The 26666-nt window shown below is 64.4% G+C and carries 18 protein-coding genes; 4 read left to right on the top strand and 14 right to left on the bottom strand.

Features of this window, described 5'->3' with window-relative positions:
• Positions 1–47: 47 nt before the first annotated feature.
• From DOM41_RS16640 to DOM41_RS16675, 8 genes are all read right to left on the bottom strand, one after another.
• On the bottom strand, positions 48–851 hold the full coding sequence (locus tag DOM41_RS16640; protein WP_110687955.1) for an HAD family hydrolase: 804 nt from the start codon (positions 849–851) through the stop codon (positions 48–50).
• A gap of 230 nt (positions 852–1081) precedes the next feature.
• A complete protein-coding gene (locus DOM41_RS16645) occupies positions 1082–3109 on the bottom strand; it encodes a CocE/NonD family hydrolase (RefSeq protein WP_110687956.1) in 2028 nt (675 codons plus the stop codon).
• A 32-nt stretch (positions 3110–3141) separates the two neighbouring features.
• Positions 3142–4476: an ATP-grasp domain-containing protein gene (locus DOM41_RS16650; RefSeq protein WP_110687957.1), complete on the bottom strand. Its 1335-nt coding sequence runs from the start codon at positions 4474–4476 to the stop codon at positions 3142–3144.
• Positions 4477–4715: 239 nt separating this feature from the next.
• Positions 4716–6413 (bottom strand): N-acetylglucosamine-specific PTS transporter subunit IIBC, encoded by a 1698-nt coding sequence (gene nagE, locus DOM41_RS16655; RefSeq protein ID WP_110687958.1) that lies wholly within the window; start codon positions 6411–6413, stop codon positions 4716–4718.
• Positions 6414–6432: 19 nt separating this feature from the next.
• The gene (ptsP, locus tag DOM41_RS16660) at positions 6433–8991 is read right to left on the bottom strand and encodes a phosphoenolpyruvate--protein phosphotransferase (RefSeq protein WP_110687959.1); all 2559 of its coding nucleotides are present in this window, start codon (positions 8989–8991) and stop codon (positions 6433–6435) included.
• Positions 8992–9037: 46 nt separating this feature from the next.
• Positions 9038–10057: an SIS domain-containing protein gene (locus tag DOM41_RS16665; RefSeq protein ID WP_110687960.1), complete on the bottom strand. Its 1020-nt coding sequence runs from the start codon at positions 10055–10057 to the stop codon at positions 9038–9040.
• Positions 10057–11202, bottom strand: coding sequence for an N-acetylglucosamine-6-phosphate deacetylase (nagA, locus tag DOM41_RS16670; RefSeq protein WP_110687961.1), 1146 nt, complete (start codon positions 11200–11202; stop codon positions 10057–10059). Before nagA ends, DOM41_RS16665 begins: the two co-directional genes overlap by 1 nt.
• A 59-nt stretch (positions 11203–11261) precedes the next feature.
• Positions 11262–11996, bottom strand: a complete 735-nt coding sequence (locus DOM41_RS16675) for a GntR family transcriptional regulator (protein WP_110687962.1) — start codon at positions 11994–11996, stop codon at positions 11262–11264.
• 292 nt (positions 11997–12288) lie between these two features.
• Between DOM41_RS16675 and DOM41_RS16680 the strand changes: the two genes are divergently transcribed.
• The 4 genes from DOM41_RS16680 (at position 12289) to gpgF (ending at position 17347) form a co-directional block, all read left to right on the top strand.
• On the top strand, positions 12289–14229 hold the full coding sequence (locus DOM41_RS16680; RefSeq protein WP_110688061.1) for an exoribonuclease II: 1941 nt from the start codon (positions 12289–12291) through the stop codon (positions 14227–14229).
• Positions 14230–14425: 196 nt separating this feature from the next.
• On the top strand, positions 14426–15559 hold the full coding sequence (gene gpgS / locus DOM41_RS16685) for an N-acetylglucosaminyl phosphatidylglycerol synthase (RefSeq protein ID WP_110687963.1): 1134 nt from the start codon (positions 14426–14428) through the stop codon (positions 15557–15559).
• Positions 15552–16352 carry an N-acetylglucosaminyl phosphatidylglycerol deacetylase gene (gene gpgD / locus DOM41_RS16690; protein WP_110687964.1) on the top strand — a complete coding sequence of 267 codons (801 nt, stop codon included), beginning with the start codon at positions 15552–15554 and terminating at the stop codon, positions 16350–16352. The genes gpgS and gpgD overlap by 8 nt, the downstream gene beginning before the upstream one ends.
• Positions 16349–17347 (top strand): glucosaminyl phosphatidylglycerol flippase, encoded by a 999-nt coding sequence (gene gpgF / locus DOM41_RS16695; RefSeq protein WP_110687965.1) that lies wholly within the window; start codon positions 16349–16351, stop codon positions 17345–17347. Before gpgD ends, gpgF begins: the two co-directional genes overlap by 4 nt.
• 181 nt (positions 17348–17528) lie before the next feature.
• Here gpgF and sucD read toward each other — a convergent pair whose 3' ends face one another.
• The 6 genes from sucD to DOM41_RS16725 form a co-directional block, all read right to left on the bottom strand.
• Positions 17529–18401 carry a succinate--CoA ligase subunit alpha gene (sucD, locus tag DOM41_RS16700; protein ID WP_110687966.1) on the bottom strand — a complete coding sequence of 291 codons (873 nt, stop codon included), beginning with the start codon at positions 18399–18401 and terminating at the stop codon, positions 17529–17531.
• Positions 18401–19567 (bottom strand): ADP-forming succinate--CoA ligase subunit beta, encoded by a 1167-nt coding sequence (gene sucC / locus DOM41_RS16705; RefSeq protein ID WP_110687967.1) that lies wholly within the window; start codon positions 19565–19567, stop codon positions 18401–18403. The genes sucD and sucC overlap by 1 nt, the downstream gene beginning before the upstream one ends.
• A gap of 113 nt (positions 19568–19680) precedes the next feature.
• Entirely contained in the window at positions 19681–21132 is a 1452-nt protein-coding gene (lpdA, locus tag DOM41_RS16710; RefSeq protein ID WP_110687968.1) for a dihydrolipoyl dehydrogenase, read from the bottom strand.
• 80 nt (positions 21133–21212) lie between these two features.
• Complete coding sequence (gene odhB / locus DOM41_RS16715) at positions 21213–22814, bottom strand: 2-oxoglutarate dehydrogenase complex dihydrolipoyllysine-residue succinyltransferase (protein ID WP_110687969.1); 1602 nt, start codon at positions 22812–22814, stop codon at positions 21213–21215.
• A 47-nt stretch (positions 22815–22861) separates the two neighbouring features.
• On the bottom strand, positions 22862–25693 hold the full coding sequence (locus DOM41_RS16720; RefSeq protein ID WP_110687970.1) for a 2-oxoglutarate dehydrogenase E1 component: 2832 nt from the start codon (positions 25691–25693) through the stop codon (positions 22862–22864).
• A gap of 255 nt (positions 25694–25948) precedes the next feature.
• Positions 25949–26659 carry a succinate dehydrogenase iron-sulfur subunit gene (locus tag DOM41_RS16725; RefSeq protein WP_110687971.1) on the bottom strand — a complete coding sequence of 237 codons (711 nt, stop codon included), beginning with the start codon at positions 26657–26659 and terminating at the stop codon, positions 25949–25951.
• Positions 26660–26666 lie beyond the last annotated feature (7 nt).

The raw sequence follows: 26666 nt of genomic DNA on the forward strand, positions 1-26666 counted from the left end.
GGCGGCCCTGAGGACCGCCGGGCCGTTGGAGTGGCCTCGCACTGATGTCAGTCAAGGTCGAAAAACGCTCTCAGTGCGCGCGCCACACCCAGCTCATTGTGCGCGCCGATACGTGTCGCCTGGGGCAGCTGATCGATCACCCGTGGGTGCGCGTTGTCGACGACGAAGGCGTGGCCCGACAGCGTCAGCATCTCGACGTCATTGAAGTTATCGCCGAAGGCGAGCGTCTGCGTTGGCTCCATGTCGAGTGCGGCGAGCACCCGTGTCAGTGCCATCGCCTTGTTGACGCCCTGCCCCATGATCTCCAGCGAGTCCGCGGCAGAGTAGGTGACGTGCAGCGACTCGGCGAAGCGCTCACGCAGGGTTTGCTCGATCGGTGCCAGCGCTGACGGCTCGCCGATATAGAGCACCTTGCTCACCGGCTCACCGACGGCGGCCGCCGCGAGATCTGCGACCTCGTAGGTGAATCCTGTCGTGGCATGGAGCTTCAGCAGCGCCGGCGCCTCGGCGTCGATCAGCCAGCGTTCCCGCGTGTAGAGATTGAGCCGCACGTCCCTGGGGCGCGGTAGCGCCGTGAGCGCCTCGGCCTGAGTGGGCGGTACCAGCGCCTCGCTGACGAGGTTATCCTCCGGGTCGTGAACGTATGCCCCGTTGCTGCTGATGAGCCAGGCGGGGATCTCGAGGCGGCGACGAAACAGGGCGATATCGCGGTAGTGGCGCCCCGAGGCAAGCGCGATCACATGGCCTTGCGCCGAGAGCTTACGCAGAGTCTCGCGCGTGAGATCATCGATACGGTGCTCGGCGTTGAGCAGCGTGCTGTCGAGGTCGCTAACGATCAAATGCTGGCGCATGGGCGCTCCAGGGTCGGTAATGAGGCCAGCGCTGAAAAGGGGCGCTACGTCGATGGCACGACTGGCGCCCCTTTGCCGGGCACTGATGGCGATAGATCCTAGACCTTAGGCCATCCTCGCCTCGACGGCGATAGATGGCGGTCGGATCGAGGCGCCGCTGCTCGGCCTCTCCCCGGGTTCGGCCAGGCATCGGTCCACGCCGGTGCCCCGCCCGGCGTCACCCCCTGTGCTTACACCAGGTCTCGCGGCACATGCTCGTCCCAGCTCTGCGAATAGACCCAGCTCTCCCCTTCCCAGGCATCCAGCGTCGCCTGGATACGAAACGCCTCGCTGGTCGACGTCAGCCGGGTATGACTGACGATGCGCACGTGCCAGTCACCGCGGCGAAACTCTCGTTCCCAGAGTGTCGTGCCCTCGAGGCTGTCGTAATCGCCGTAGGCATAGCTATAGCGTTCGGTCACCCGTGCGGCGATCTCGAGATCGATCTCCTCCAGGCGGTATCGCCCCTCATCGTTGATCACCTCCAGCGTGTTGATATGTGACGCCAGATCGCGGATCGCGCGCCATGCCTCCCGGGAGGTTTCGAGCACCGTGGTGGCCAGCGGAGGCGCCGCCTGCGGCGGTCCAAACGCGGGGAGTGCAGCCTCTTCCGCCGGCCGAGGGGCTCGCACCGGCAGATGCAGCCGGCAGGCTGCCGGATGAAAGGTCAGGCGAACCGGCACCGGCGCCGGCCACGCCAGCGGCCAATAGCTGGTCGAGACCGATACGCGGATGGCGTGACCGGCGGGGAACTGCTGGGCAATATGTTTGAGGGCCACGCGAACCTGGTACGTTTCACCGGGTTTTAGCGGCTCGGGATGTTCGTGGCCGTTGCGATGAGTGAGGTTCAGCAGCCCCCAGGAGACGCGAGTCGCCTTGTCGTCGGGGTGAATGTCGATCAGCCGCACCGCGACCATCGCCACCGGCTGATCGGCGGAGAGCGACAGTTCCAGATAGGGTTGGCCACAGATCTCCAGCGGCGTCTCCAGTGCCGCTGTCTGAAAGATTATCGCGCCGCCATCCTCCTCGCGCTGGTCGTGGGGCAGGTCCGGCGGTGCGTTGTAGGAGCACCACTTGCCGGAGTGCAGGCCAACCGAGAGCGGCGAGCGTAACGTCAGCGCCCGATCGACCGGCGGCGGCGCACTGTCGTCGTCGGGCACCAGGTCGTGTCCCGGGGTCAGCCGGAAATGCTGCGTGTCGATGTTCGGCGAGGGCCAGGTGGGTTCCGCTACCCAACGACCGGGACGCTCGTCATAGCGAGTCGACGGCGGCGCGGACTCCTGCATCCAGACCCGCAGCGCCGGCTCATCCATGATCCCGGTGTCGATTCCCTTGAGCCAGTAGTCCCACCAGCGCAAGGATTCCTGCAGAAAGCCGATCGCCGGCCCCGGCACGCCCAGATGCGGATACTTGTGTGACCACGGTCCCACCAGCCCCTTGCAGGGCGACGAGAGACCGGCCAGTAGACGGAAGACCGCGTTGCAGTAGCCGTCCGCCCATCCGCTGATCGCATAGACCGGACAGCGAATGGCGCTGAAGTCCTCACACACCGAACCGTGTTTCCAGTAGTCGTCACGGCGCTGGTGCTGCAACCACTTCTCGAGCCACAGGCCGCTCCCTGCCAACCGCTCGTGCCACATCTCCCGCCAGCGATCTCCCACCAGAGCGGGGTCCGGTGGACAGGCGTTACCGTCGAGCATGGTCGATGCCCAGGACAGATTGTCCACCAGCAGACACCCGCCCATGTGGTGGACATCGTCGGCGTAGCGATCATCGGTCGAACACAGGGTAATGACCGCCTTGAGCGCCGGCGGCTGCAGTGCCGCGACCTGTAATCCGTTGAAGCCCCCCCAGGAGATCCCCACCATGCCGACGCTCCCGTCGCACCAGCTCTGGCGCGCCAGCCACTCGATGATTGCCACCCCATCGTCGAGTTCGCTCTGCAGATACTCGTCCTCGAGTACGCCATCGGACTCGCCGGTCCCCCGAATATCCACCCGCACGCCAGCGTAGCCATGCCCGGCCCAGTAGTGATGCATGCCGGCATCGCGCTGGGCGGTGAGGTCACGCTTGCGATACGGCAGGTATTCGAGAATGGCGGGAACCGGTGGGCCCGCCGCCGGCCGCCGAATGCGCGCCGCCAGTCGAATACCCTCAGCCAGTTCGATCCAGGTCTCCTCCTCGAGCACCGGATGGGGAAAATCGTCGATGATCTGCATGCCTTGTTCCCTGAAACTGCCGCGGCGCGTTGTCAGCCCGCCACATGAGTGAATTCAAACTGGAGCCGCTCGGCGAGCTGCCGGTAGTTCGCCTCCAATGCCTCGCTGTCTGCCGCGCCCATCCAGACGTAGGCGAGCGCGTAGCTGTAGCTGTCCTGTTCGGTGAGGGTGGAGAGACGCTGACCGGCCGTGACCTGCAGATCGATCACCGTGCCGGGGAACTCGTGGCAAAGCGTCGCCAGCTCTTCCTCGCTCGGCACCCGGCTGACCACGGCGTCACCGAAGAACACGCGATAGAAGAACTTACCCGCCACGGGGAACTTGCCCTCGCGGTGGGGCATATCGGGGGAGCGACCGAGCGCCAGGTCGACGGTGACCTGCTGGTGGCTGACGCCGTCGACCTTCTCGAAGATATCGCAATGGGACTGGGAGATCCGGGTATTGATCTCCAGCAGCCAGATGCGGTTCTGCACCTCGTCCCAGAAGAACTCGACGTTGAAGGCAGCGTTGTCATAGCCGATGTGCTCGAGCACAGCGGTCGTCAACTCGCGCATCTTGGCCTGGATACGTTCTGGCAGCTTCGAGGGGTAGTGATAGCAGAGAAAGCTGAGCACATGGGGATAGCGCAGCGAGTCGACGATACCGTAGGGCTCGACCCGCCCTTCGTGAACGTAGCCCTCAACGGTGCACTGCCACCCGCCAATGATCTCCTCGGCCATGCAGAACCCCCCGTCGACGGCGCGCACTTCATCGGGGACCTGGGCACGGTCGAGAATGAAATTGAACGGCTCGGAGATCGACCCGATCTGCTCGCGCAGCTGGGCGATGGCAGAGGTGAAATCCTCCGGTCTGTCGATACGAAATCCGAGTCGCGAGCCGGAGGACTTGATCGGCTTGATGAAGAAGGGGAAGTAGAGCCCGGCCTGACCGATCGCCGTCAGCGCCTCGTCATCGAAAGGATCGAAGGCGGTGAAGCGCGGGATGTAGTTGCCAACGACCTCGCGCTGAACCAACCGGCTCCAGTACTTGTGCTCACACTTGAGCAGGCTCTCGAGACTGGTGGTGCGGGTATGAAAGCGCTCGCAAAGCAGCGGCAGCATCGTCGAGACGGGGAAATCCATGTAACCGACGATGGCGTCGATGTGGTCGCCGAAGGCCTCCAGCGTCTCGCCCGCTCGCTCGACCATGTCCTCGATCGGAAATATCTCGGTGTCGTAGACCTCGGCAGGGTCGATCACCCCTAAAAAATTGCAACGCTCCGCCCCTCTGAGCCGTGCCAGCCGAGCTCGGTTGACATCATTCAACCCCACCACGAACACGTTGTACTGACTGTCGTGCTGATCCGAATTGACGCTTGGCGTAGTCATCGTTATCACCCTTTTTCCTGAAAAAAACGGGTTAAGACATCCCACCTTTCCTCGTTCGACTTCGGCTTCAGCGTAGCGAGCTTTTCGCGTCAGTCGGTCACTATTGGACTATTGCATCAGGGCACCCCGGCGGCCCCGAAGACGGCGAGCGCGTCATGAAAAAGGCCGCTTGCCCAGCGGCAAGCGGCCTCCCCTTCTCGATTTCCCCTGCCTGATGGTGGCGGGACCCGCTCTCGCCCTCAGGAGTGCGGCGAGAATGTCGCAATCGACTGCGCAATCGCCACCGCCTGTCGCCCGACGACCAGATGCACCAGGCCATCATCGAAGCGCTGGACGCCCAGGGTGCCCAGGGATTCGAGCGTGCTTTCGTCGAGCTGACTCGGATCTACGAGCGAGAGACGCAGGCGCGTGGTGGCAGCGGCCGAGACCTCGCGAAGATTGTCCCGGCCGCCGAGCGCCGCAAGCCAGGCTGTTGCCGAGGCGTCATCAAGCCTTGCCGTCTCGAGTGCCGCATCGCTGGTCGCCGGCGCTGCGCGCCCCAGGGTCTGTCCGTGCTCCCGCACGCTGACGCGGATCTCATCCGCCACGCCGTCAGCGATGGGGCCGAGGATCACCTGCAGCCCGCCGCCACTCAGATGCAGCACGCCGCGGGCGCCTAGCGCCTTGAGCGCCGGCTCGTCGATTTGCTGATCATCATGCAGGACCAGTCGCAGCCGCGTGGTGCAGGCGCCCACGCTGACCAGATTGCGCGCCCCGCCGAGTGCCGTCACGAAGGCACCGCCACGAGCGTCCCCTTGTGCCTTCGGCGCCGCCACGCTCGCCGCGGTCTCCGGCTCGCGCCCGGGTGTGGGCAGGTCAAAGCGCAAAATCGCCCAGCGGAAGACGACGTAATAGAGGGCAAAGTAGACCAGCCCCACGGGAATCATCAGCCAGCCGTTGGTCGAGAGACCGTAGGAGAGCGCATAGTCGAACGCCCCGGCGGAGAAGGTGAAACCGAGCTTGACGTCCAGAACATTCATGACCGCCATCGACACACCGGTGAGCACTGCATGTAGCGCATAGAGCGCGGGGGCGAGAAACATGAACGAGAACTCGATCGGCTCCGTCACGCCGGTCAGAAACGCCGTCAGCGCCAGCGACAGCAGCAAGCCGCCGACCTGCGCCCGGCGCGACCTCGGCGCAGCGTGATACATCGCCAGCGCCGCCGCCGGCAGCCCGAACATCATCACCGGGAAGAAGCCCGCCATGAAGCTGCCGGCGCTGGGATCGCCGGCGAAGAAGCGGTTGAGATCGCCGGTGGCGCCGTCGAAAGTGCCAAACACGAACCAGATAAAGCTGTTGAGCACATGGTGCAGGCCGGTGACGATCAGCACGCGGTTGAGCACCCCATAGACGAAGAGCCCCAGATTGCCGGCATCGATCAGCCACTGCCCGAGCTGGTCGATGCCGTGCTGGATTGGCGGCCAGATGATGCCGAAGAGCCCGCCGAGCGCGACCGCGGCCAGGCCGGTGGCGATGGGAATGAAGCGTCGACCGCCAAAGAAGGCGAGATAATCCGGCAGTTTGATCGCTTTGTAACGGTTGTAGAGCAGCCCCGCCACGCTACCGATGATGATGCCCGACAGCACCCCCATGTTGATCTCGGGGTTGAGCGTCTCGAGCACGCCGTTGAGCACCAGATAGCCCACCACCCCGGCCATGCCGGCGGCGCCGTTGTCATCGTCGGCGAAGCCCACCGCCACACCGATGGCGAAGATCAGCGCCAGATTCGCAAAGATGGCGTTGCCGGCATTGGCGATGAAGGCGATGTCCAGCAGGTCAGGCTGCCCCAGGCGCAGTAGTAAACCGGCTACCGGTAACACCGCGATCGGCAACATCAGCGAGCGCCCTAACTTCTGCAGCCCGCCCATCAGTCGGGAACCGAAGGTCTTGATCATGGAAAACTCCTGATTCTTGTTATGGAGTAGCAGTCGATTGTGACGCCAGCGCGGCCATCGCCGCCCGCACTCCTGCGGCATCGTCGTGTGCCATCAGCGACGGCAGGGCCTCGCGCAGGCCAGCTGCATCGAGCTTGCGCAGCTCGGCCTTCACGCTGGCGACACGCGCGGGCTCCACCGACAGCTCATCGACGCCAAGCGCGACCAGCACGGCGGCGGCCGTGAGATCCCCTGCCGCCGCGCCGCAGACCCCCACCGGACAGTGTCCCGCGGCCCCCTGTACGCAGAGTTCGATCAGCTTCAAAACGCCGGGATGCAGAACGTCGCAGCGCGCCGCGAGCGCCGTTGCCTCCCGGTCCATCGCCAGCGCGTACTGTGTAAGGTCATTGGTGCCAATGGAGAGAAAATCCGCTTCTCGCGCCAGGCTGTCGGCACAGAGCGCGGCACTCGGCACCTCCACCATCGCGCCCAGCAGCGGCAGCCGGGTGATCCCCAGGCGTGCGGCGCGCGACGCCATCCGCTGGCGAACGAAATGCAGCTCGGTGACGTCACTCACCATGGGCACCATCAAGCGCAGGGCCGGGACACCGTCGGCATCCCGGGCGCCCGCCTCGGCGGCCTCGAGCAGCGCATCGAGCTGGGCGTCGAACAGTGTCGGCAGCGTCTGCCACAGCCGGACGCCACGCTCGCCGAGCGCGGGATTGGGTACCTGCGGCAGCGTGAGGTAACTCAACTGCTTGTCGGCACCGATATCCAAGAGCCGCACCGTGACCGGCTGGCCGCCGAGCGCCTCGAGCGTGCGCGCATACACCTCACGCTGCGCCTGCTGGCTCGGCGCCTCGTCACCGGCGAGAAACAGAAATTCGCTGCGCATCAGCCCGACCCCCTCGGCGCCGGCGTCGGCGGCAGTGACAGCCTCATCCGCCGAACCGACGTTGGCGAGCACGTGCACGTGGCGACCATCCCGAGTCACCGCCGGCGCGTCGGCATTCGCCCTTGCCTCGCGCTCGGCCCCGGCGCGGCGCTCGCGCTCGGCACGGAATGCCGCCAGGCGCTCGGCATCGGGCGCCCATTCGAGCGTGGCCCGATCCGCATCGAGGCACACCTCGTCCGCCTCGAGGGTCATCAGTGACTCGCCCAGCGCCACCACGCACGGCACGCCGCGGGCGCGCGCCAGAATCGCCACGTGGGAGGTCGTCCCGCCAGCCGCCAGGCAGAGTCCGGCGATACGCTCGGCGATGGCAACGAATTCGGAGGGCGTGAGCTCGCGGGCGACGACGATCGCGCCGGTGACATCGTCATCGACTCCCTCTCCCTCGATCGCCAGCTCCTGCATGACGTGACGCTGCAGGTCGCGAAGATCGGCGGCGCGCCCCGCCAGCACGGCGCTTTGGGACTCCTCGAGGCGCATGATCTCGCTCTCGAGCGCTTCGAACCACGCCTGCCCGGCGCCGCGTCCGGCGTCAATTCGTGCTTCGGCGGCTGTTTTCAGCGCCGGGTCCGCCAACCACGCCTGATGCGCTTCGAAGATCTCCGCTTCTGCGGTCTGCTGGCGCGCCCGCGCCCGACGCTCGGCCTGACCGAGCGCCTCGGCGACCTGCGAAAGCGCAGCCTCCAGCGACCGGCGCTCGTCAGCGCGGTTTTCGCCCTCCGTGGCAACCCGGGGCAACGACCGCTGGAAATGGCACAGCCGACCTGCCGCCAACCCCGGACTGGCGGAAAGTCCGCGAAGCGTCCCGGGAGCCGTTTCCTGCGCGCTTTGACTGTCACTTTCGACGCCGGATGCCGTCGACGGTGTGTCGCTCGTCTCGGCGTGCTCGAGCAGGGCGACCGCGGCCGACGCCGCGGCATCGGCCTGTGCGCCCTGCGCCACGACACTGACGCGGTCATGCTGCATCAGACCAAGGCCGAGCAGGCCGCTGAGACTGGCGACGCTCGCCTCGCGGGCGTCGCTGACCAGATGCATCTCCACCGCGAACTCCGTGGCGAGCGCCCGTAGCCTCGCAGCGGGGCGAGCGTGCAGGCCACTGCTCGCCCCGATGCGCGCCTCTCGGCGCACCGTTTCCCCCGGACTCTCCGGGAGGGTGCCGTCCTCGGCGGCGGCATCCGTCGTTGACGTCACCCTCAGCAATTCGGCGCCACGCTCGACGATCGTCCCCGGGTTCGCGCACCACTCGATCTGTCGCGCGTCGGCATTGGTCAGCACCAGCGGCGTGATCAATGCCGTCGCCTTCTTCGCGAGCCGGTCCACGTCGAAGCGACACAGCGGCGCGCCGGCCGTCACCTGGCTTCCCTCGGCAACCAGGATGTCAAAGCCCTCGCCTTGAAGATCGACCGTATCGAGCCCGATGTGCATCAACCATTCACAACCGTCGTTAGCGCGAAGCGTCAGCGCGTGATGGGTGCGTGCGCAGTGCACGATTTGACCGTCACAGGGGGCATAAAGCGTGTCGTCGAGCGGATCAATGGCAATACCGGGGCCCATGGCCGCGCCGGCGAAGACGGGATCCGGGATTTCGTCCAGCGGGACGACGACGCCCCGCAGCGGGGCGAGCAGTGTCTGGGTAGAAACTTGCATGCATAGACTCTCGTTCAAACCGGATGACTGGCTGACCGCCAGGCGTTTACAGCGTGCGCGTCACCTTCTTGAGGTGCGGCGGCCGGTCGGGGTCGCCGCCGCGCGCCACGGCGAGTGCCGCCGCCATCGGATAGAAGCTCTGGATCGTCGTCAGCGGCTGCAGGTCATCGTGACCGGCATCGACCAGATCGAGCTGACGCGACGCAACGCCGTCATCCGCCGCCAGCAGTACCCGAGCCCCGACGCTCTCAAGCCAGGTGGCCAGCTCGAGCAGGCCCGCCTGCTCCGGCCCGGGCGGCGCGAACACGAGCACGGGATAATGCTCGCCAATCAGCGCCATCGGCCCGTGACGCACCTCGGCGGCACTGAAGGCCTCGGCCTGGATGCCACAGGTCTCCTTGAACTTGAGCGCCGCCTCCTGGGCAATGCCGAGCCCGACCCCGCGGCCGATGACCATCATGCGATCCACGCCCTGCAGCGCCTCGATCGCCGGCTGCCAGCTGAGCGCGGCCGCTCGCTCGAGGCGCTCCGGGAGTCGCTCGAGGGCGCCGAGAAGCTCGCCATCCTCTTGCCAGGCGCCGACGAGATGCGCGCAGGCGGCGAGTGTCGCCAGGTAGCTCTTGGTCGCGGCGACGCTCTTCTCGACCCCGGCGTGCAGAAGCAGTGTCTCGTCGCTGGCGTCGCCAAGCGGCGAATCGGGTGTATTGACCAGCGCCAGCGTGCGCGCGCCACCCTCGGCGAGGGCCCGCTGGGCGGCGATCAGATCCGGACTGGCTCCGGACTGGGAGATCGCGACTGCCAGCTGATCCCGTACCCGCCAGGGCGCCGGCGAGAGCGTGCCGAGCGACGGCGGAATCGACGCCGTCGGCAGCCCCAGACGTTTCATTCCCAGGTAGCCAAGATAGGCGGCGGCGTGATCGGAACTGCCGCGAGCCACGGTGAGCAGGCCGCGAGGATCGGCGTCGCGCAGGCGACGGCCGATATCGGCAACACGCGCGGCGTTGGCTGACCATTGGCTGGCGAGCTGTGCCGGGGCGCTCTGGGCTTCCTGCAACATGAGTGACATCAGATCGACTCCTCAGAGGTGGGTAATGGGGTTGCGTGATCGCCGGCGACGGAGTCGAGCCGTTCGCCGCCGACGTAGACCGCCTCGAGCTCGAGCGCCGGCGAGAAAACCGCGATATCCGCGTAGGCACCGGGGGCCAGCCGGCCGACGTCGGTCTCCCCCAGAAACTCGGCGGGAAATCGGGAGAGTCGATCCGAGGCCTCGGCGAGATCGAGCCCGATCTCGACGAAATTGCGCAGGGCACGATCCATGGTGAGCGTACTGCCCGCCAGGGTGCCGTCGGCGAGCCGGACACCGCCGAGACATTTGGTGACGTGCTGCTCGCCGAGGCGGTAGTCGCCATCCGGCATGCCCGCCGCCGAGGTGGAGTCGGTCACCGCATAGAGCCGCGGAATGCTCCGCAGCGCCGCACGGATGGCCCCCGGGTGGACGTGGAGCAGGTCGGGGATGATTTCGGCGTATTCGGCGTGGGCCAGTGCCGCGCCAACCATGCCGGGCTCGCGATGGTGCAGCCCGGTCATGGCGTTGAACAGATGCGTAAAGCCGCTGGCGCCGTGGCCGAGTGCCGCAACGCCCTCTTCGTAGCTGGCCAGCGTGTGGCCGAGCTGGACCCGGACGCCGCGGTCGGCGAGATGGCGGATCAACTCGGCGTGCCCCTGAAGCTCCGGCGCGAGCGTGATCAGCCGAATCGGCGCGAGCGCAAGCAGCACGTCCACGGCATCGATCGTGCCCGGCAGCGCATAGGGCGGCTGGGCGCCGAGCTTGTCGGGGTTGAGGTAGGGCCCCTCCAGATGCACGCCGAGCAGACGCGCTCCCTGATCGGGACCCGCGCTCACTACGCGGGACGTCTCCGCGAGAACGCGGCGGATGTCGTCGAGCGGCGCCGTCATCGTGGTCACCAGCAGGCTGGTGGTGCCGAAACGCGCATGGGTTCGCGCCAGGGTCGTCGCGGCGTCCCCGCCCTCCATCGCATCCGCGCCGCCGCCGCCGTGAACGTGCAGATCGACGAAGCCCGGCAGGATGCGCGGGTGATCGTTGCTCTCGGGATCCACGGCCTCGCCGTCAATGCCGGTAATCCGCCCCGACTGCCAGTTCAGGCTGCCGAGTCGCCAGCCGTCGGGAGTGAGTATGTTGCCGTAGAGCATGGGTGTTTCCGTTTTGAGGGGCGGTCTGGATTGATCGTCGGTGAGGCCGACACGAGGGGTCATGGCGCCAGCTCCACCTGGAAGTCGTAGTAGTCGGTGCGGCAGTAGGTCACCGTCAGCTCTCCCGCGCGTCCGTCGGCGAGGTAGCCGATACGCGTCATCATCAATAGCGCCTGCTGGGGTTCGACTTCGGCAAGCCTGGCAAGTGACGGCCAGGCATTGATCGCGGAGATGTGCTGGCGCGCTCTGACGATCGGCGTGCCGCGGGACGCAAGCGTCGCGTAGAGCGAGTGCGTCACCGCCTGCGGCTCATCGAGCACACACGAAGGCAAGCTGGTCTCCTCGACCGCGACCACGACGTCGTCGGCCAGGCGAAGGCGCTTGAGCCGGCAGACGGCGGTATCCGCGGCAAGGTCGAGACGCGCGCACTCCTCGGCGGTCGCGTGACCGGACTCCCGATGTAGCCAGCGAGAACTGGGGCGATGACCGCGCTGTATCAGCAGTTCGGTGAAACTGGTCAGGCGTGACAGTGAAGGGTCGACGCGGGGCGCAACGAAGGTGCCCGAGCCCCTCGCGCGCCGGATCAGGCCCCGAGCCACCAGCCGATCCAGCGCCTTGCGCGCGGTGATCCGCGAGACATTGACCCTTTGTGCCAGCGCGCGCTCCGAAGGCAGTGCCTGCCCCGTCTGCCACTGCCCCCCATCGATGGCGTCGACGAGACGTGCGGCCAACTGCAGGTAGAGTGGCGTGGCGTGGCTCGGGTCAAGACGAAGGTCGGCTTCAATTCCGTTCATGGCAGTGGCGCGCTCGCGAGCTGGGAAGCCGGGGTCGCCAACGGCGACGGTCAGAATGTCTCAACATAACCACTTGCATACCAATTACCAAGCCCCCGAGGGCCACGCAGGTAAACGTTTCCTCTCACTCCCCCCGCCCCAGGGTGCAACGCCCGGTCGACTCGCCTCCCCCAGGTGGCTGTTCATGAGGCCGCCGATCCGCACTGATGGGGATCGCCACGGAGCCCGTCATTGGCGTGGTCCTGACGGAATCCGTATAGTGGCGATCTCGTCCACCGACCGATTCGATCCGATGCTGCAGAACAACGATCTTCTGGCTCAGCTCAAACAAGAGATTCGTGCCAACACGCCCCGCGTTCAGGGCACCATCAAGGCCACCGAGAAGGGCTTCGGCTTTCTCGAATCCGAAGATGGCAGCTCCTACTTCATTCCACCCCCCGCGATGAAGCGTGTGCTTCACGGCGATCGTATCGAAGCGACGATCAAGGAGGACGGCGACAAGAAACAAGCCGAACCCGAGACGCTGCTCGAAGCCTCGCTCGAACGATTCGTCGCCCGGGTTCAGAAACGCGAGGGCCGTCTCGCCGTCGTACCCGACCACCCGTCGATCAACCTGGCGCTCAAGTCGCGGCTCAAGCGCTCGCTGGAAGAGGACGCCATCGCCGACGGCGACTGGGTCGTCGCACGGCTGATCCGCCATCCCATGCGAGCTGACGATCGCGGTTTCTTCGCACAGATCGACGAGCTGGTGGTCAAGAGTGACGACCCGGCAGTGCCGTGGCGCGTCACCCTCGCCCGTCATGCGCTCGAGCAGGAGTGCCCGCCGGCTGCCGATTCCTGGCCGCTGGCCGACGAAGGCCTGACCCGCGAAGACCTCACCGACGAGGCGTTTTTCACCATCGACGGCGAGAAGACCCGGGACATGGACGATGCGCTGCGCATCGAAACCACGGACGATGGGTGGCTGCTGACGGTGGCGATCGCCGATCCCACCGCCTACGTCGACGAGTCCCACCCGGCGGACCTCGAAGCGCGCACCCGCGCCTTCACCGTCTATCTGCCGGGGCAGAACATCACCATGTTGCCGGAAGCGCTGGCGGACGATCTCTGCTCGCTGAAACCGGACGTCGAACGGCCGGTACTGGCGTGCCGTCTGCACGTGCATGCCGACGGATCACTGGGTGAGTACCGCTTCTTCGCTGCCAACATCCGCTCCCAGGCGCGGCTCGTCTACGATGCCGTCTCCGACTGGCTGGAAGACGCCGAAGGTGCCGAGGCCCCCGCCGAGCCGATCGCCGATCAGCTCAAGACGCTGGAGGCGCTCACGCAGGCGCGCAGCGCCTGGCGTGAGGCGAATACGCTGGTCTTCAAGGATCGTCCCGACTATGTCTTCGATCTCGACGATGCCGGCAACGTGCTGGCGATTCGTACCGAGGAACGTCGCATTGCCCAGCGCATGATCGAGGAGTCGATGATCGTTGCCAACGCCTGCTGCGCGGATCTTCTCGCCAGCCAGGTCGGCCACGGCATCTTCAACGTTCACTATGCGTTCGAGCCGGAGAAGATCGATCAGGCGATGGAGTTTCTCGCCGGCCAGGGAATCGAGGTCGAGCGTGAACAGCTCGCGGAGCTGCCTCGCTACCGCGAGTTTCGTCGGGCGCTGGATGCGCGCGAGGACGCCTGGCTCGACGTGCGTCTGCGCCGCTTCCAGGGCTACACCAACATGTCGGCCAAGCCCGGCCCGCACTTCGGTCTGGGCCTTTCCGCCTACGCCACCTGGACGTCGCCCATTCGCAAGTACGGTGACATGGTCAATCACCGCTTGATCAAGCGCGTACTCAAGTCGGAGACGGCGCCGGAAGAAGCCAGCCAGAAGCTCACCGAGCAGCTGACGGAGCGCCGGCGTCTCAATCGCATGGCCGAGCGCGACGTCAAGGATTGGCTGTATGTCCGCTATCTCGGCGCCTCTCTCGACGATGGCACCGTCTTCGACGCCGAGATCATGGACATTCGCCGCGGCGGCATGCGTGTTCGCCTCATCGCCAATGGCGCCACTGCCTTCGTCCCCGCGCCGCTGATCCATAGCGATCGCACCCAGGTCGTCATCGACGACAAAGAGGGACGGATTCAGATCGCCGACGAGCCGCGCTACAAGCTCGGCGATGCGATTCGGGTCAAGCTCGTGGAAGCACGCGAAGCCACTCGCTCGCTGGTCGCCACACCCGCCGACTGACCTCCCCTGCCGCCGCTCATGCCACGAGCGGCGGCTACCACCATGGTGTGAACACCTCGTGACAACGGCGCGATATACTCCTCGACGCACACGCCACGGGGCCACACTCGCTCACGGTGACCCGACAGGCTGACGCGTCTGCACCATACCGGAATGTGCCGTATCGACAGGGACGGTTTCTAAGAGGAGCGGCTCGTTGCATATTGCCGACGTTACGATGTTTTACGCCCCTGCCAGTGGCGGGGTTCGCACCTATCTCGATGCCAAGCATCGCCGATTGGCCCGGCGCCCGGGCACGACCTGCAGCCTGCTGATCCCCGGTCCGCAGCCTCCTACCGGCGAGGGCGTCTACCAGGTTCCCTCTCCCCCCCTGCCTTTCAGCAAGGGCTACCGCTTCCCCCTGCGCAAACGCGGCTGGGAGCAACAACTCGTGCGTCTCGCGCCGGACATCATTGAAGCCGGCGACCCCTACGTTACCGGCTGGGCAGCGCTCAATGCCGGGCGCCAGCTCGACGTGCCGGTCGTCGGCTTCTATCACTCGGATCTACCGCGACTGATCAGCAATCGCCTGGGCCTCGGCAGCGACCGGCTGGTGGAGCGCTACGTGTATCGTCTCTACCGCCGCTTCGATCAGGTCCTCGCACCTAGCCAGGTGATGGCCGAGCGGCTCAAGCGGATCGGTCTCGAACGGGTCACGGTGCAGCCGCTGGGCGTCGATCTCGAGAGTTTCCATCCCCGCTATCAGGATTCGACGCTGCGCCAGCGGCTGGGACTCGACGACGACACCAAGCTGATGATCTTTGTCGGCCGCGGCTCGCGGGAGAAGAATCTTCATCATCTGCTGGAGATGAGCCGGCAGCTCGGCAAGGGCTACCACCTGCTGCTGGTCGGCCCCAACATGCCGAGTCAGGTCCCCGACAACGTCAGCGTCATTGATCGCTATACGCCAACCGAAGAGGTCGCGAGCTGGCTCGCCAGCAGCGACGTTCTGGTACACGCGGGTACGCAGGAAACCTTTGGCCTGGTCGCGCTGGAGGCGATGGCCTGCGGCATCCCGGTGGTCGCCGCCCGGGCCGGCGCGCTTACCGAGAACGTCCCGGCGGGTTGCGGGTTTCTCAGCGAACCCCACTCGCCGGCGGACATGGTCCGGGCGATTCGTGAGCTGTTCGGCAATCACGATGCCGCGAGCGTCGGTCGAGAAGCCCGTCGCTATGTCGAACGCCATCATGACTGGGATATCGTCATCGATGGACTTTTCTCCCACTATCGCCGCCTGACCCAGTCGAGCGTCGGCTCGCGGGAAGCACAGCAGGGGCCGCAGCATGGGTGAGCGTCATTTTTCGCTGGTTCTCCACGATATCGCCCCGGAGACGTGGGACGACTATCGCGATTTCGTCGCCGACGTCGACGCGCTGGGGGCACGCTACGGCCGTCGGGTGGACATGACCTGGCTAGTGGTGCCGGACTTCCACGGTCGCGGCGAGTGCCGTGCCAGCGCACGGTTACGCCAGGCGCTGGATGCCCGCGTGATGCTCGGGGACGAGCTGGCGCTGCACGGCTATTTCCACCGCGACGACGCGCCCTCACCGCGCACGCTCCGCGATTTCTACATGCGCCGGTTCTATACCTGGGAAGGCGAGTTCTACACCCTGGATCGCGCCGAGGCGGGCGCCCTGCTCGATCGCGGCATGGCGCAGTTCGAGGCGTGTGGCTGGCCCCATGAAGGATTCGTTGCACCGGCCTGGCTGATGAGCACCGGCACCCGCGAGGCCCTCGCCGAGCGACCCTTTCGCTACACCAGCGACCCCCAGCGACTCTATCGTTTGCCCGACTTCACGCCGCTCGAGGCACCAAGTATCGTCTGGAGCGCGCGAAGTGCCTGGCGCCGTGGCATGTCACGCGTTGTCAGTACGCTGCAACAGCGCCGTGCCGAACGGGCGGCGCTCGTTCGCCTGGCGCTCCATCCGGTCGATATGCGCCACCGCCTCTCCCGCGACTACTGGCTGAAGCTGGTCGAGGCGCTGCTGGCCAGCGGGCGTCAGCCGATCACCAAGCGGGACTGGCTCGACCGCCAGGCAGCGGCACCCACAACGCCCTCCTTCGGGAGTCGCAACACGGCATGAAACGGATTCTCTGGTTCCTCGCCCTGGGACTGGTCGCAGCGCTGGCGATACCGCTGCTCGTCGGCGGCCGCGGCATCGTTACCGAACTGCGCGGTTTTCCCACGTCACAGTTGATGATCATGCTGGGCATGGTCTTCGTCTGCTGGAACATCAATGCGCTTCGCCTGCGCCTGCTGCTGGCCGGTCGCGCCGGGCGACTCTCCCAGACGCGGGCGTTCTCGATCATCATGGCGACCGAGTTCGCGATCTGTGCGACACCGGGCGGCACTGGCGGACCGTTAACACTGCTCGGCTTGCTGTCACGACGCGGGGTGCGCCCGGCCCAGGCCTCGGCAATCTTCGCCGTCGATCAGCTGACCGATCTGCTCTTCTTCCTCTCCGGGCTCGTGGGCGTGGCAATCTACGTGCTGATTGAGGCGGTGGATCTCAATCTTGGCTGGCTCGTGGGGCTACCCACGCTGCTGCTGGTGACCGCGCTGGGCCTGCTGTGGCTGACGCTGAGCAATTACAACCGGGTCATGCAGGTCACCGGCCGCTGGCTGGAGAAGCTCAACGTCAAGCGACGCTCGCGTTTCGGCCTGGCTCGACGGCTGCTGCACTTTCGCAACTCACTGGTCGAGACGCTACGACTACCACGCTGGCTGCTGCTGACGGTATTTCTGCTCTGCTGCGCCCACTGGCTGATCCGTTACAGCATTCTGTACCTGGTCGTGCAGGGCCTCGGCCAGCATATCGACTGGGCATGGACCTTCCTGGTCCAGATGGTCTCCATGGCCGCCGGCCAGTTGAGCTTTCTCCCCGGTGGCGCCGGCGGTGCCGAACTCACCTCGTCGGCGATGCTGACGCCTTTGATCGGTGCCCAGAGCGCCGCGGCGGCCGTGTTGATCTGGCGCTTCGTGACCTACTATTTCTACCTGCTCGCGGGTTTCCCGATCTTCCTCATCACGGCGGGCCGCACCTTCCTGCGCATGATGAGCAAGCGTAGCCAGCGCTAGCACGGCGGGCGGGCCCCCGAACCCGTTACGGCCCATCGAGTCCCAGCGAGCGCCCCTGCAGTAGCGACCCGCGCCGCCACGACTGCCGGGAAAACGGCTTACGAGGAAACGACAACGGCCCGCCTGGCAGAGCCTGGCGGGCCGTTGTGGGAAGCCGAAGCTTCGCGTCAGCGGATGACGCTTACCAGCCGGTAGCGGCCTTCAGCGCATCGCCAATTTCAGCCAGCGAGCGTACGGTCTTGACGCCGGCGTCTTCGAGGGTCTGGAACTTCTCGTCCGCGGTCCCCTTGCCACCGGCAATGATCGCACCGGCATGGCCCATGCGCTTGCCCGGAGGTGCGGTAACGCCCGCGATGTAGGAGACGACCGGCTTGGAAACGTTGGCCTTGATGTAGGCCGCAGCTTCTTCCTCGGCCGTGCCGCCAATTTCACCGATCATGACGATCGCTTCGGTCTGCGGGTCCTTTTCGAACATCTCGAGGATGTCGATGAAGGTGGAGCCCGGAATCGGGTCGCCACCGATGCCCACACAGGTGGACTGGCCAAAGCCGTGATCGGTGGTCTGCTTGACCGCTTCATAGGTCAGGGTGCCGGAACGCGACACGATACCGACCTTGCCCGGCTTGTGGATGTGACCCGGCATGATGCCGATCTTGGTCTCGCCCGGCGTGATGACGCCCGGGCAGTTCGGACCGATCAGACGCACGCCCAGCTCATCGCACTTCACTTTGACGTCGAGCATGTCCAGCGTCGGAATGCCTTCCGTGATGCAGACGATCAGCTTGATGCCGGCGTTGGCGGCTTCGAGGACCGAATCCTTGCAGAAGGCGGCAGGCACGTAGATGACAGATGCCTCGGCACCGGTCTTCTCGACGGCTTCCTTGACGGTATCGAACACCGGCAGACCCAGGTGCTCCTGGCCACCCTTGCCCGGCGTCACACCGCCGACCATGTTGGTGCCGTAGGCGATAGCCTGCTCGGAGTGGAAGGTCCCCTGGCCGCCGGTGAAACCCTGGCAGATGACCTTGGTGTTCTTGTCGATCAGGATACTCATTACTTGCCCTCCGCCGCTTTGACGACCTGCTGAGCCGCATCAGTCAGGCTGGTAGCAGCGATGATGTTCAGTCCGCTGGAGGCCAGCTTGTCGGCGCCCAGCTCGGCGTTGTTACCTTCCAGACGCACCACGACCGGCACGTTGACGCCGACCTGCTCGACGGCACCAATGATGCCCTCGGCGATCATGTCGCAACGCACGATGCCGCCAAAGATGTTGACCAGCACGGCTTTGACGTTGGTGTCGGAGAGAATGATCTTGAATGCTTCCGCCACGCGCTCCTTGGTTGCACCGCCGCCAACGTCGAGGAAGTTGGCCGGCTTGCCGCCGTTCAGGTTGACGATGTCCATGGTACCCATGGCGAGACCGGCACCGTTGACCATGCAGCCGATGTTGCCGTCGAGCGCGACGTAGTTCAGCTCCCACTGCTGCGCATGCGCTTCACGCTCATCTTCTTGGGAAGGATCGCGCATTGCCTGCAGGTCCGGGTGTCGGTAAAGCGCGTTGCTGTCGAGGCCGATCTTGGCATCGAGGCAGTGCAGGTTGCCGTCTTCGGTGATCACCAGCGGGTTGATCTCCAGAAGCGCCAGATCCTTGTCATGGAACAGCTTGGAGAGCCCCAGGAAGATCTTGGTGAACTGCTTGATCTGTTCCTTGTTCAGGCCCAGCTTGAAAGCCAGTTCACGCGCCTGGTAGGGCTGTGCGCCGGTCAGCGGGTCGATCTCGGCCTTGAGGATCTTGTCGGGCGTCTCTTCGGCGACCTTCTCGATCTCGACGCCACCCTCGGTGGACGCCATGAAGACGACGCGGCGCGTGCTGCGATCGACGACGGCGCCGAGGTAGAGCTCGTTGGCGATGTCGGTGCAGTTCTCGACCAGAATCTTGGCGACCGGCTGGCCCTTCGCGTCGGTCTGGAAGGTCACCAGGTTCTTGCCTAGCCACTGCTCGGCGAAGGCCTTGGCCTCTTCCGGGCTCTGGACCAGCTTGACGCCACCGGCCTTGCCGCGGCCGCCTGCGTGAACTTGGGCTTTGACGACCCACTTGTCGCCGCCGATTTTCTTGCAAGCCTGTGCGGCTTCTTCGGGGGTGTCGACCGCGAAGCCCTTGGACACCGGAAGACCGTAATCGGCAAACAGCTGTTTGCCTTGATACTCGTGAAGGTTCATCGATTCATGCCATTAGGTTGCATGTGACTCGAATGGCACCCGGCCACTGTGACCCGATGCCCCCGTGCCGCCCGGACCCGGGCGGCACCTCAAGCAAAAAGCGGGATAACGACTTACTTGCGCTTCTTGCGGTTGGCCGCGTGAATCGCGTGGCCGTCAACGGCGAGTGCTGCTTCGTGCACCGCTTCGGAGAGCGTCGGGTGCGCGAAGCAGGTCAGCGCCAGATCTTCGGCGCTGGAGCCGAACTCCATGGCGATGACGCCCTGCGCGATCAGCTCGCCGGCGTGCTGACCGATGATGTGGATACCGAGAATGCGATCGGTTTCGGCATCCGCGATCACCTTGGCCATCCCTTCCGGCGCATTGTTGGCGAGTGCTCGGCCGCTGGCCGAGAACGGGAAGCTACCTGTCTTGACCTCGATACCCTGCTCTTTCGCCTGTTGCTCGTTGATCCCCACCCAAGCGACTTCGGGTGCGGTATAGATCACGCTCGGAATGGCGTCATAGTTCATCTCGGGCTTCTGACCGGCGATGACGTCGGCGACCATGATGCCCTCTTCCGAGGCTTTGTGAGCGAGCATGGGGCCGCGCACCACGTCGCCGATGGCGTAGACGCCGGAGACGTTGGTTCGGCACTGGTCGTCGACAAAGATGAAACCGCGTTCGTCCATCTTGATGCCGGCGCCGTCGTCGAGAAGGCTGTCGGTGTAGGGTTTGCGACCCACACAGACGATCAGCTTGTCGAAGACCTGCTCCTGCTCGCCGTCGCTGTCGGTGTACTTGACCACGACTTCGCGTGCGTCGCCTTCACCCTTGATCTCGGAGCCGGTCACTCGAGCGCCCATCTTGATATCGAGGCCCTGCTTCTTGAACAGCTTCTGCGCTTCCTTGGCAACCGCCTGGTCGACCATCGGCAGGAAGGTGTCGAGCGCTTCCAGCATGGTGACTTCGCTGCCGAGACGGCTCCAGACGCTGCCGAGCTCGAGCCCGATGACGCCTGCGCCGATGACACCCAGGCGCTTGGGAGCCTCGGTGAACTCCAGGGCCCCGGCGGAATCGACGATGATATCGTCGGTCATCGGCGCGGGGGGAATGTTCACCGGCACGGAACCCGAGGCGAGAATGACATTGTCGGCCTCATAGGTTTCGGCCTTGCCGTCCTGCCCGGTGACTTCCACTTTCTTGCCGTCGAGCAACTTGCCGGTACCTTCGAGCGCGGTAACACCGTTGGCCTTGAACAGTGCGCTGATGCCGCCGGTATTCTTGGCAATGACGCTGTTCTTGAACTCCAGCATCTTGCCGATGTCGGTGTCGAGCTCGCCGACATTGATACCGATCTCGGCGTAGTGATCACGCGTCTCGACGAATTTGTGCGACGTTTCGAGCAGCGCCTTGGACGGAATGCAGCCCACGTTCAGGCAGGTGCCGCCGTGGACGGTCTTGCCTTCCTTGTTGACCCATTTCTCGACACAGGCTGTCTTGAGGCCCAGCTGGGCGGCGCGAATCGCAGCGACGTAGCCGCCAGGACCCGCACCGATGACGATTACATCGAATTTATCGGCCATGAAAGATTTCCTGTTCGCTTCGATTGCCGTTCGCCGGGCAAACCCGGCGAACCGAATGCAAGGTCTTCAGAGATTGCAGCTCAGATGTCGAGCAGCAGGCGTGCCGGATCTTCCAGCAGCGATTTGATGGCGACGAGGAACTGGACCGCGTCCTTGCCGTCGATCATGCGGTGATCGTAGGAGACCGCGAGATACATCATCGGACGAATCTCGACCTTGCCGTTCACCGCCATCGGCCGCTCCTGGATCTTGTGCATGCCCAGGATCGCGGTCTGCGGCGGATTCAGGATCGGCGTCGACATCAGCGAACCGAAGATGCCGCCATTGGTGATGGTAAAGGTGCCACCCTGCATGTCTTCGATGCCGAGCTTGCCCTGTTTACCGCGCTGACCAAAGTCGCCGATCGCCTTCTCGACGTCCGCAAGCTTCATGCTGTCGGTGTCGCGAAGCACCGGCACGACCAGCCCACGCGGCGTGGAAACCGCCACGCCGATATCCTGATAGCCGTGGTAGACGATGTCGGTGCCGTCGATGGAGGCGTTGACGTCCGGGAAGCGCTTGAGCGCTTCCGTTGCCGCCTTGACGAAAAAGCCCATGAAGCCGAGCTTGACGTCGTGCGCCTTCTGGAAGGTGTCCTTGTACTGGCTGCGCAGCGACATGACCGCGGTCATGTCCACCTCGTTGTAGGTGGTGAGCATAGCGGCAGTCTGCTGCGCCTGAACCAGACGCTTGGCAATGGTCTGGCGCAGCCGGCTCATCGGTACGCGCTGCTCGGGACGATCGCCTTCGACCGCCGGCGACGGAGTCGCTGCCGCCTTCGGCGTTTTCGCACCACTGTCAGCCGGGGCCGATTTCTTGGCCGAGCCATCCTTTAATGCTTTCTGGACGTCTTCCTTCAGCACGCGACCGCCCTTGCCGGTCCCTTCGATCTTGCTGACGTCGAGATCGTTTTCGGCCGCCATCTTGCGAGCTGCGGGAGCGAGGATCTTGCCGTCGACCTTGGCGTCCTGCTCGTCGTTGTCGGCGCCAGATGCCGGGTCCTGATCGTCAGCGGATTCGGCAGAAGCGCCTTCCGAACCGCCGCCACCCTCGGAAAAGACGGCCAGGAGCGCTTCGGACTCGACAACCCCGCCCTCTTCGACGTGAATTTCGGAAAGTGTGCCGTCAGCCGGCGCGACCACCTCGAGCACGACCTTGTCGGTCTCGATCTCGGCAATAATCTCATCGCGCTTGACCGATTCGCCTGGCTTCTTGGCCCAGCTGGCAACCGTGCCTTCTTGCACGGACTCCGGGAAACTCGGCGCTTTCACGTCATGAGTCTTACCGGAGGCAGCCGGCTTCGAATCTGCGCTTTCCTTGCCGCTATCGCTCTGGGACTTGTCTTTACCCTCGCCATCATCGCTCGCGCTAGGCTCGGACTTTTTTTCGCTCTGCTTCCCCTCGGACGCCGCACCTAGGGTGCCCAGCACCTGCTCGGATTCGCAGGTTTTACCCTCTTCGATGTTGATATCGGAGAGCGTTCCCGCCTCCGGTGCGACGACTTCGAGCACGACCTTGTCGGTCTCGATCTCGACGAGCAGCTCGTCCCGTTCGACGCTGTCGCCTACCTTCTTGTGCCATGTCGCAACCGTGCCTTCTGACACGGATTCCGGAAAAGTCGGCGCTTTGATATCAGTAGCCATGTCGTATCCTTAGTCTCTTCTCTTTCGCGGCTTCGCGGCGACTCGCTTCAAGCATTGAAGGCGTCGTCGACCAGCTGGCTCTGTTGTGCCACGTGGACAGACATATAGCCTGCGGCTGGTGCGGCGGATGCCGGACGACCAGCGAACTTGAGGCTGTGGTCCAATCCTTCGCGCACCATGCTCGCCACCAGGCGAAGATGATGCTGGCTCTGATACCAGGCGCCCTGATTGAGCGGCTCTTCCTGACACCAGACGACCTGTTCCAGGTTCGGAAAGGCCTTGAGTGCATCGAATAGCTCTTCCTTCGGGAAAGGATAGAGCTGCTCGACGCGGATGATCGCCGTATCGTCACGCTCGTTATCGGAACGATAGGTCGCGAGGTCGTAATAGACCTTGCCCGAGCAGAGTACGGCGCGCTTGACCTGCGTGGCGTCGCGCTCTCCCACGTCAGGGATAACCATTTGAAAGCGACCGTCGGCCAGCTCTTCCATGGTCGACGTCGCATCCTTGTGGCGCAGCAGGCTCTTCGGCGACATCACGATCAACGGCTTACGCAGCGGTCGAATGACCTGACGGCGCAACAGGTGATAGATCTGCGCCGGCGTGGTCGGCACGCAGACCTGCATGTTGTGCTCGGCGCATAGCTGAAGGAAACGCTCGAGGCGCGCCGATGAGTGCTCAGGCCCTTGACCTTCGTAGCCGTGGGGGAGGAGCAGCGTGAGACCGCAAAGACGCGCCCACTTTGACTCACCGGAGGAGATGAACTGATCGACCACCACCTGCGCGCCGTTGAAGAAGTCGCCGAACTGGGCTTCCCAGATGATCAGCGAGTTCGGGGCCGTCGTGGCATAGCCATACTCGAACGCCAGTACGGCTTCCTCGGAAAGGAAGGAGTCACGCACCGTGAACTCGGGCTGGCCTTCCTTGACGTGCTGCAGCGGCACATATGTCGAACCGTCTGCCTGGTTGTGAACCACGGCATGACGGTGTGAGAACGTTCCGCGGCCGGAGTCCTGCCCCGTCAGACGGACCGGATGATCGGCGTCGAGCAGCGTGGCGTAGGCCAGGGTCTCGGCGAAGCCCCAGTTAAGCGGCTGGTTGCCCGCGAGCATCTTGCGACGCTCTTCGTAGACGCGCGACACCTGGCGCTGAACATCAACGCCGTTCGGGATCTCGCTCATCTTCTGGGCGAGCTGGACCAGATGTTCGCGATCGATACTGGTATCGGTATCGCCGCTCCACTCGTGACCGAGATAGGGGGTCCAGTCAACGAACAGGCCGGTATTGGGCTGCTTCACCAGCGCGTTGGCAACGTGATTGCCCGCCTGCAGATCGTCGCGATACTGCTCGCCCATCTGCTTGGACTGCTCTTCCGTCAGGAAGCCTTCCTTGATCAGCTGCTCGACGTAGAGCGTGCGAGTCGACTTGTGCGACTTGATCTTGGAGTACATCAGCGGCTGCGTGCCGGAGGGCTCGTCGGCCTCGTTGTGGCCGCGCCGACGATAGCAGACCAGGTCAATGACGACGTCCCGCTTGAACTCCTTGCGATAGTCGACTGCGACTCGGGTGGCGTGCAGCACGGCTTCCGGATCGTCTCCATTGACGTGGAAGATCGGCGCCTGAACCATCTTGGCAATATCGGTGCAGTACTCGGTGGACCGGGCATCATCGATGCGCGAGGTCGTGAAACCCACCTGATTGTTGATCACCACATGCAGCGTGCCGCCAGTCTTGTAACCGCGGGTCTGCGACATCTGGAAGGTTTCCATCACCACGCCCTGGCCGGCGAAAGCCGCGTCACCGTGAATGACGATCGGCAATACCTGCTGACCGTCTTCGTCATCACGACGATCCTGACGGGCGCGTACCGACCCTTCGACCACCGGCGAGACGATTTCGAGGTGAGACGGGTTGAACGCCAGTGCCAGATGCACTTCGCCGCCCGGCGTCATGACGTTGGAGCTGAAGCCCTGGTGATACTTGACGTCGCCGGAGCCACGCTCGATCTGTTTCTTGCCATCGAACTCGTCGATCAATTCCGACGGGCTCTTACCGAGAATATTCACCAGCAGGTTGAGACGCCCTCGGTGGGCCATCCCGATGACAACTTCCTTGACGCCGTAACTGCCACCGCGCTGGATCACCTCGTCCATCATCGGGATGAAGGATTCCCCACCCTCCAGCCCGAAGCGCTTGGTGCCGGGGTACTTCGACGCCAGGTAGCTCTCGAGTCCTTCGGCTGCGGTCAGGCGTTCGAGCAAATGCTCGCGCTCGCTCTGGCTGTAGTTCGGCTTCGAGCGCACCGATTCGAAGCGCTGCTGGAGCCAGCGCTTCTCTTCCGTGTTGACGATGTGCATGAACTCACAGCCGATGGACCGGCAGTAGGTCTGGCTCAGCGCCTCGACGATCTCCTTGAGCGGCGCCTCATCCTTGCCAATGAACAGCGAGCCGGTCTGGAACGTCGTCTCCATATCGGCCTGGGTCAGGTCGTGGAAGGAGAGATCGAGATCAGGAACCGTATCCGACGGACGCAGCCCGAGCGGGTCGATGTCGGCACGCTGATGACCGCGAAACCGGTAGGCGTTGATCAGCTGAAGAACCTTGACCTGCTTGCGGTTCTCGCTGTTGCCGGAAGTGGTGGTGGCCGGTGCGCGACGCGATTGCGCCAGCTGGTAGAACTGATCCCGAATGGGACCAAGAGGAACATCTTGAGAGGGAGTACCTTCCAGGCGAGGCAGCTGATCGAAAGCCTCGCGCCACTCATCGGGAACCGTGGTGGGGTCGTCAAGGTACTGCTCGTAGAGCGCTTCCACGTAATGGGCGTTGCCACCGCTCATGTGGGAAGTGCGCCACATCAACTCCATTATGCCTTCTTGCATCTCTCGTTCACCCTGCACTGATGGGGTGTTGTCGGCGCCGGCCGCGATGAGGCGTATCGGCGTCACTCCGGACCGTCGCGAGACGGTGTGACGATCGCACCGCAAACCTCGGCGCCATGATCGTTAAAAGCCGGTGCACTAGGCACCGGCCAACATCTATCCAACCCAACGTCTGCGACATCCTGCCGCAGCTGGTTGCTGCGCATGATACCAAGCTCGTCGCTTCGATTTAAGTCGTAGATGCCTGTTCATTGATCAAGTCGCGTTGGAGAGCAGCATCTCACGAATCTTGCCGATCGCTCGCGTCGGGTTGAGCCCCTTGGGACAGACCGCCACGCAGTTCATGATGCCTCGGCAGCGGAAAAGGCTGAACGGATCTTCGAGCTCTGCCAGACGCTCCTGAGTCGCGTTGTCTCGGGTGTCCGCGAGAAAGCGATAGGCCTGGAGAAGCCCGGCGGGGCCGACGAACTTGTCGGGGTTCCACCAGAACGACGGGCAGGAGGTCGAGCAGCAAGCGCACAAGATGCACTCGTAGAGGCCGTCCAGCTTGTCGCGATCTTCCGGCGACTGCAGACGCTCGATTGCCGGTGCGGCCGTATCGTTTTGAAGATAAGGCTGCATCCGCTCGTACTGCTTGTAGAACAGGTTCATGTCGACGACGAGGTCGCGCATGACCGGCAGACCCGGCAGCGGGCGAAGAACGAGCTTGTTGTCCTTGATCACCTCAGAAACTGCCGTGACGCAGGCCAGACCGTTCTTGCCGTTCATGTTCATGCCGTCGGAGCCACAGACCCCTTCGCGACAGCTGCGCCGAAAGGCGAGTGAACTATCCTGGTCCTTGATCATGGTCAGGACGTTGAGAACCATCAGATCGCGCCCTTGGGTGTCGATCTGGAACTCCTGCATGTAGGGCGCGGAGTCGGTCTCGGGGTTGTAGCGGTAAACGGAAACCTGAAGATTGGACATGCGTGAC

The organism is Salinicola aestuarinus (assembly GCF_003206645.1).
Taxonomy (GTDB): domain Bacteria; phylum Pseudomonadota; class Gammaproteobacteria; order Pseudomonadales; family Halomonadaceae; genus Salinicola; species Salinicola aestuarinus.

Excerpts from the sequence above, each read along its gene's own strand:
- DOM41_RS16725 (WP_110687971.1), bottom strand. The coding sequence starts at position 26,659 with ATGTCCAATCTTCAGGTTTCCGTTTACCGCTACAACCCCGAGACCGAC.
- DOM41_RS16675 (WP_110687962.1), bottom strand. The coding sequence starts at position 11,996 with ATGAACGGAATTGAAGCCGACCTTCGTCTTGACCCGAGCCACGCCACG.
- odhB (WP_110687969.1), bottom strand. The coding sequence starts at position 22,814 with ATGGCTACTGATATCAAAGCGCCGACTTTTCCGGAATCCGTGTCAGAA.
- DOM41_RS16645 (WP_110687956.1), bottom strand. The coding sequence starts at position 3,109 with ATGCAGATCATCGACGATTTTCCCCATCCGGTGCTCGAGGAGGAGACC.
- sucC (WP_110687967.1), bottom strand. The coding sequence starts at position 19,567 with ATGAACCTTCACGAGTATCAAGGCAAACAGCTGTTTGCCGATTACGGT.
- DOM41_RS16640 (WP_110687955.1), bottom strand. The coding sequence starts at position 851 with ATGCGCCAGCATTTGATCGTTAGCGACCTCGACAGCACGCTGCTCAAC.
- lpdA (WP_110687968.1), bottom strand. The coding sequence starts at position 21,132 with ATGGCCGATAAATTCGATGTAATCGTCATCGGTGCGGGTCCTGGCGGC.
- gpgF (WP_110687965.1), top strand. The coding sequence starts at position 16,349 with ATGAAACGGATTCTCTGGTTCCTCGCCCTGGGACTGGTCGCAGCGCTG.
- gpgD (WP_110687964.1), top strand. The coding sequence starts at position 15,552 with ATGGGTGAGCGTCATTTTTCGCTGGTTCTCCACGATATCGCCCCGGAG.
- nagE (WP_110687958.1), bottom strand. The coding sequence starts at position 6,413 with ATGATCAAGACCTTCGGTTCCCGACTGATGGGCGGGCTGCAGAAGTTA.
- DOM41_RS16650 (WP_110687957.1), bottom strand. The coding sequence starts at position 4,476 with ATGACTACGCCAAGCGTCAATTCGGATCAGCACGACAGTCAGTACAAC.
- nagA (WP_110687961.1), bottom strand. The coding sequence starts at position 11,202 with ATGCTCTACGGCAACATACTCACTCCCGACGGCTGGCGACTCGGCAGC.
- sucD (WP_110687966.1), bottom strand. The coding sequence starts at position 18,401 with ATGAGTATCCTGATCGACAAGAACACCAAGGTCATCTGCCAGGGTTTC.
- ptsP (WP_110687959.1), bottom strand. The coding sequence starts at position 8,991 with ATGCAAGTTTCTACCCAGACACTGCTCGCCCCGCTGCGGGGCGTCGTC.
- DOM41_RS16680 (WP_110688061.1), top strand. The coding sequence starts at position 12,289 with ATGCTGCAGAACAACGATCTTCTGGCTCAGCTCAAACAAGAGATTCGT.
- DOM41_RS16665 (WP_110687960.1), bottom strand. The coding sequence starts at position 10,057 with ATGTCACTCATGTTGCAGGAAGCCCAGAGCGCCCCGGCACAGCTCGCC.
- DOM41_RS16720 (WP_110687970.1), bottom strand. The coding sequence starts at position 25,693 with ATGCAAGAAGGCATAATGGAGTTGATGTGGCGCACTTCCCACATGAGC.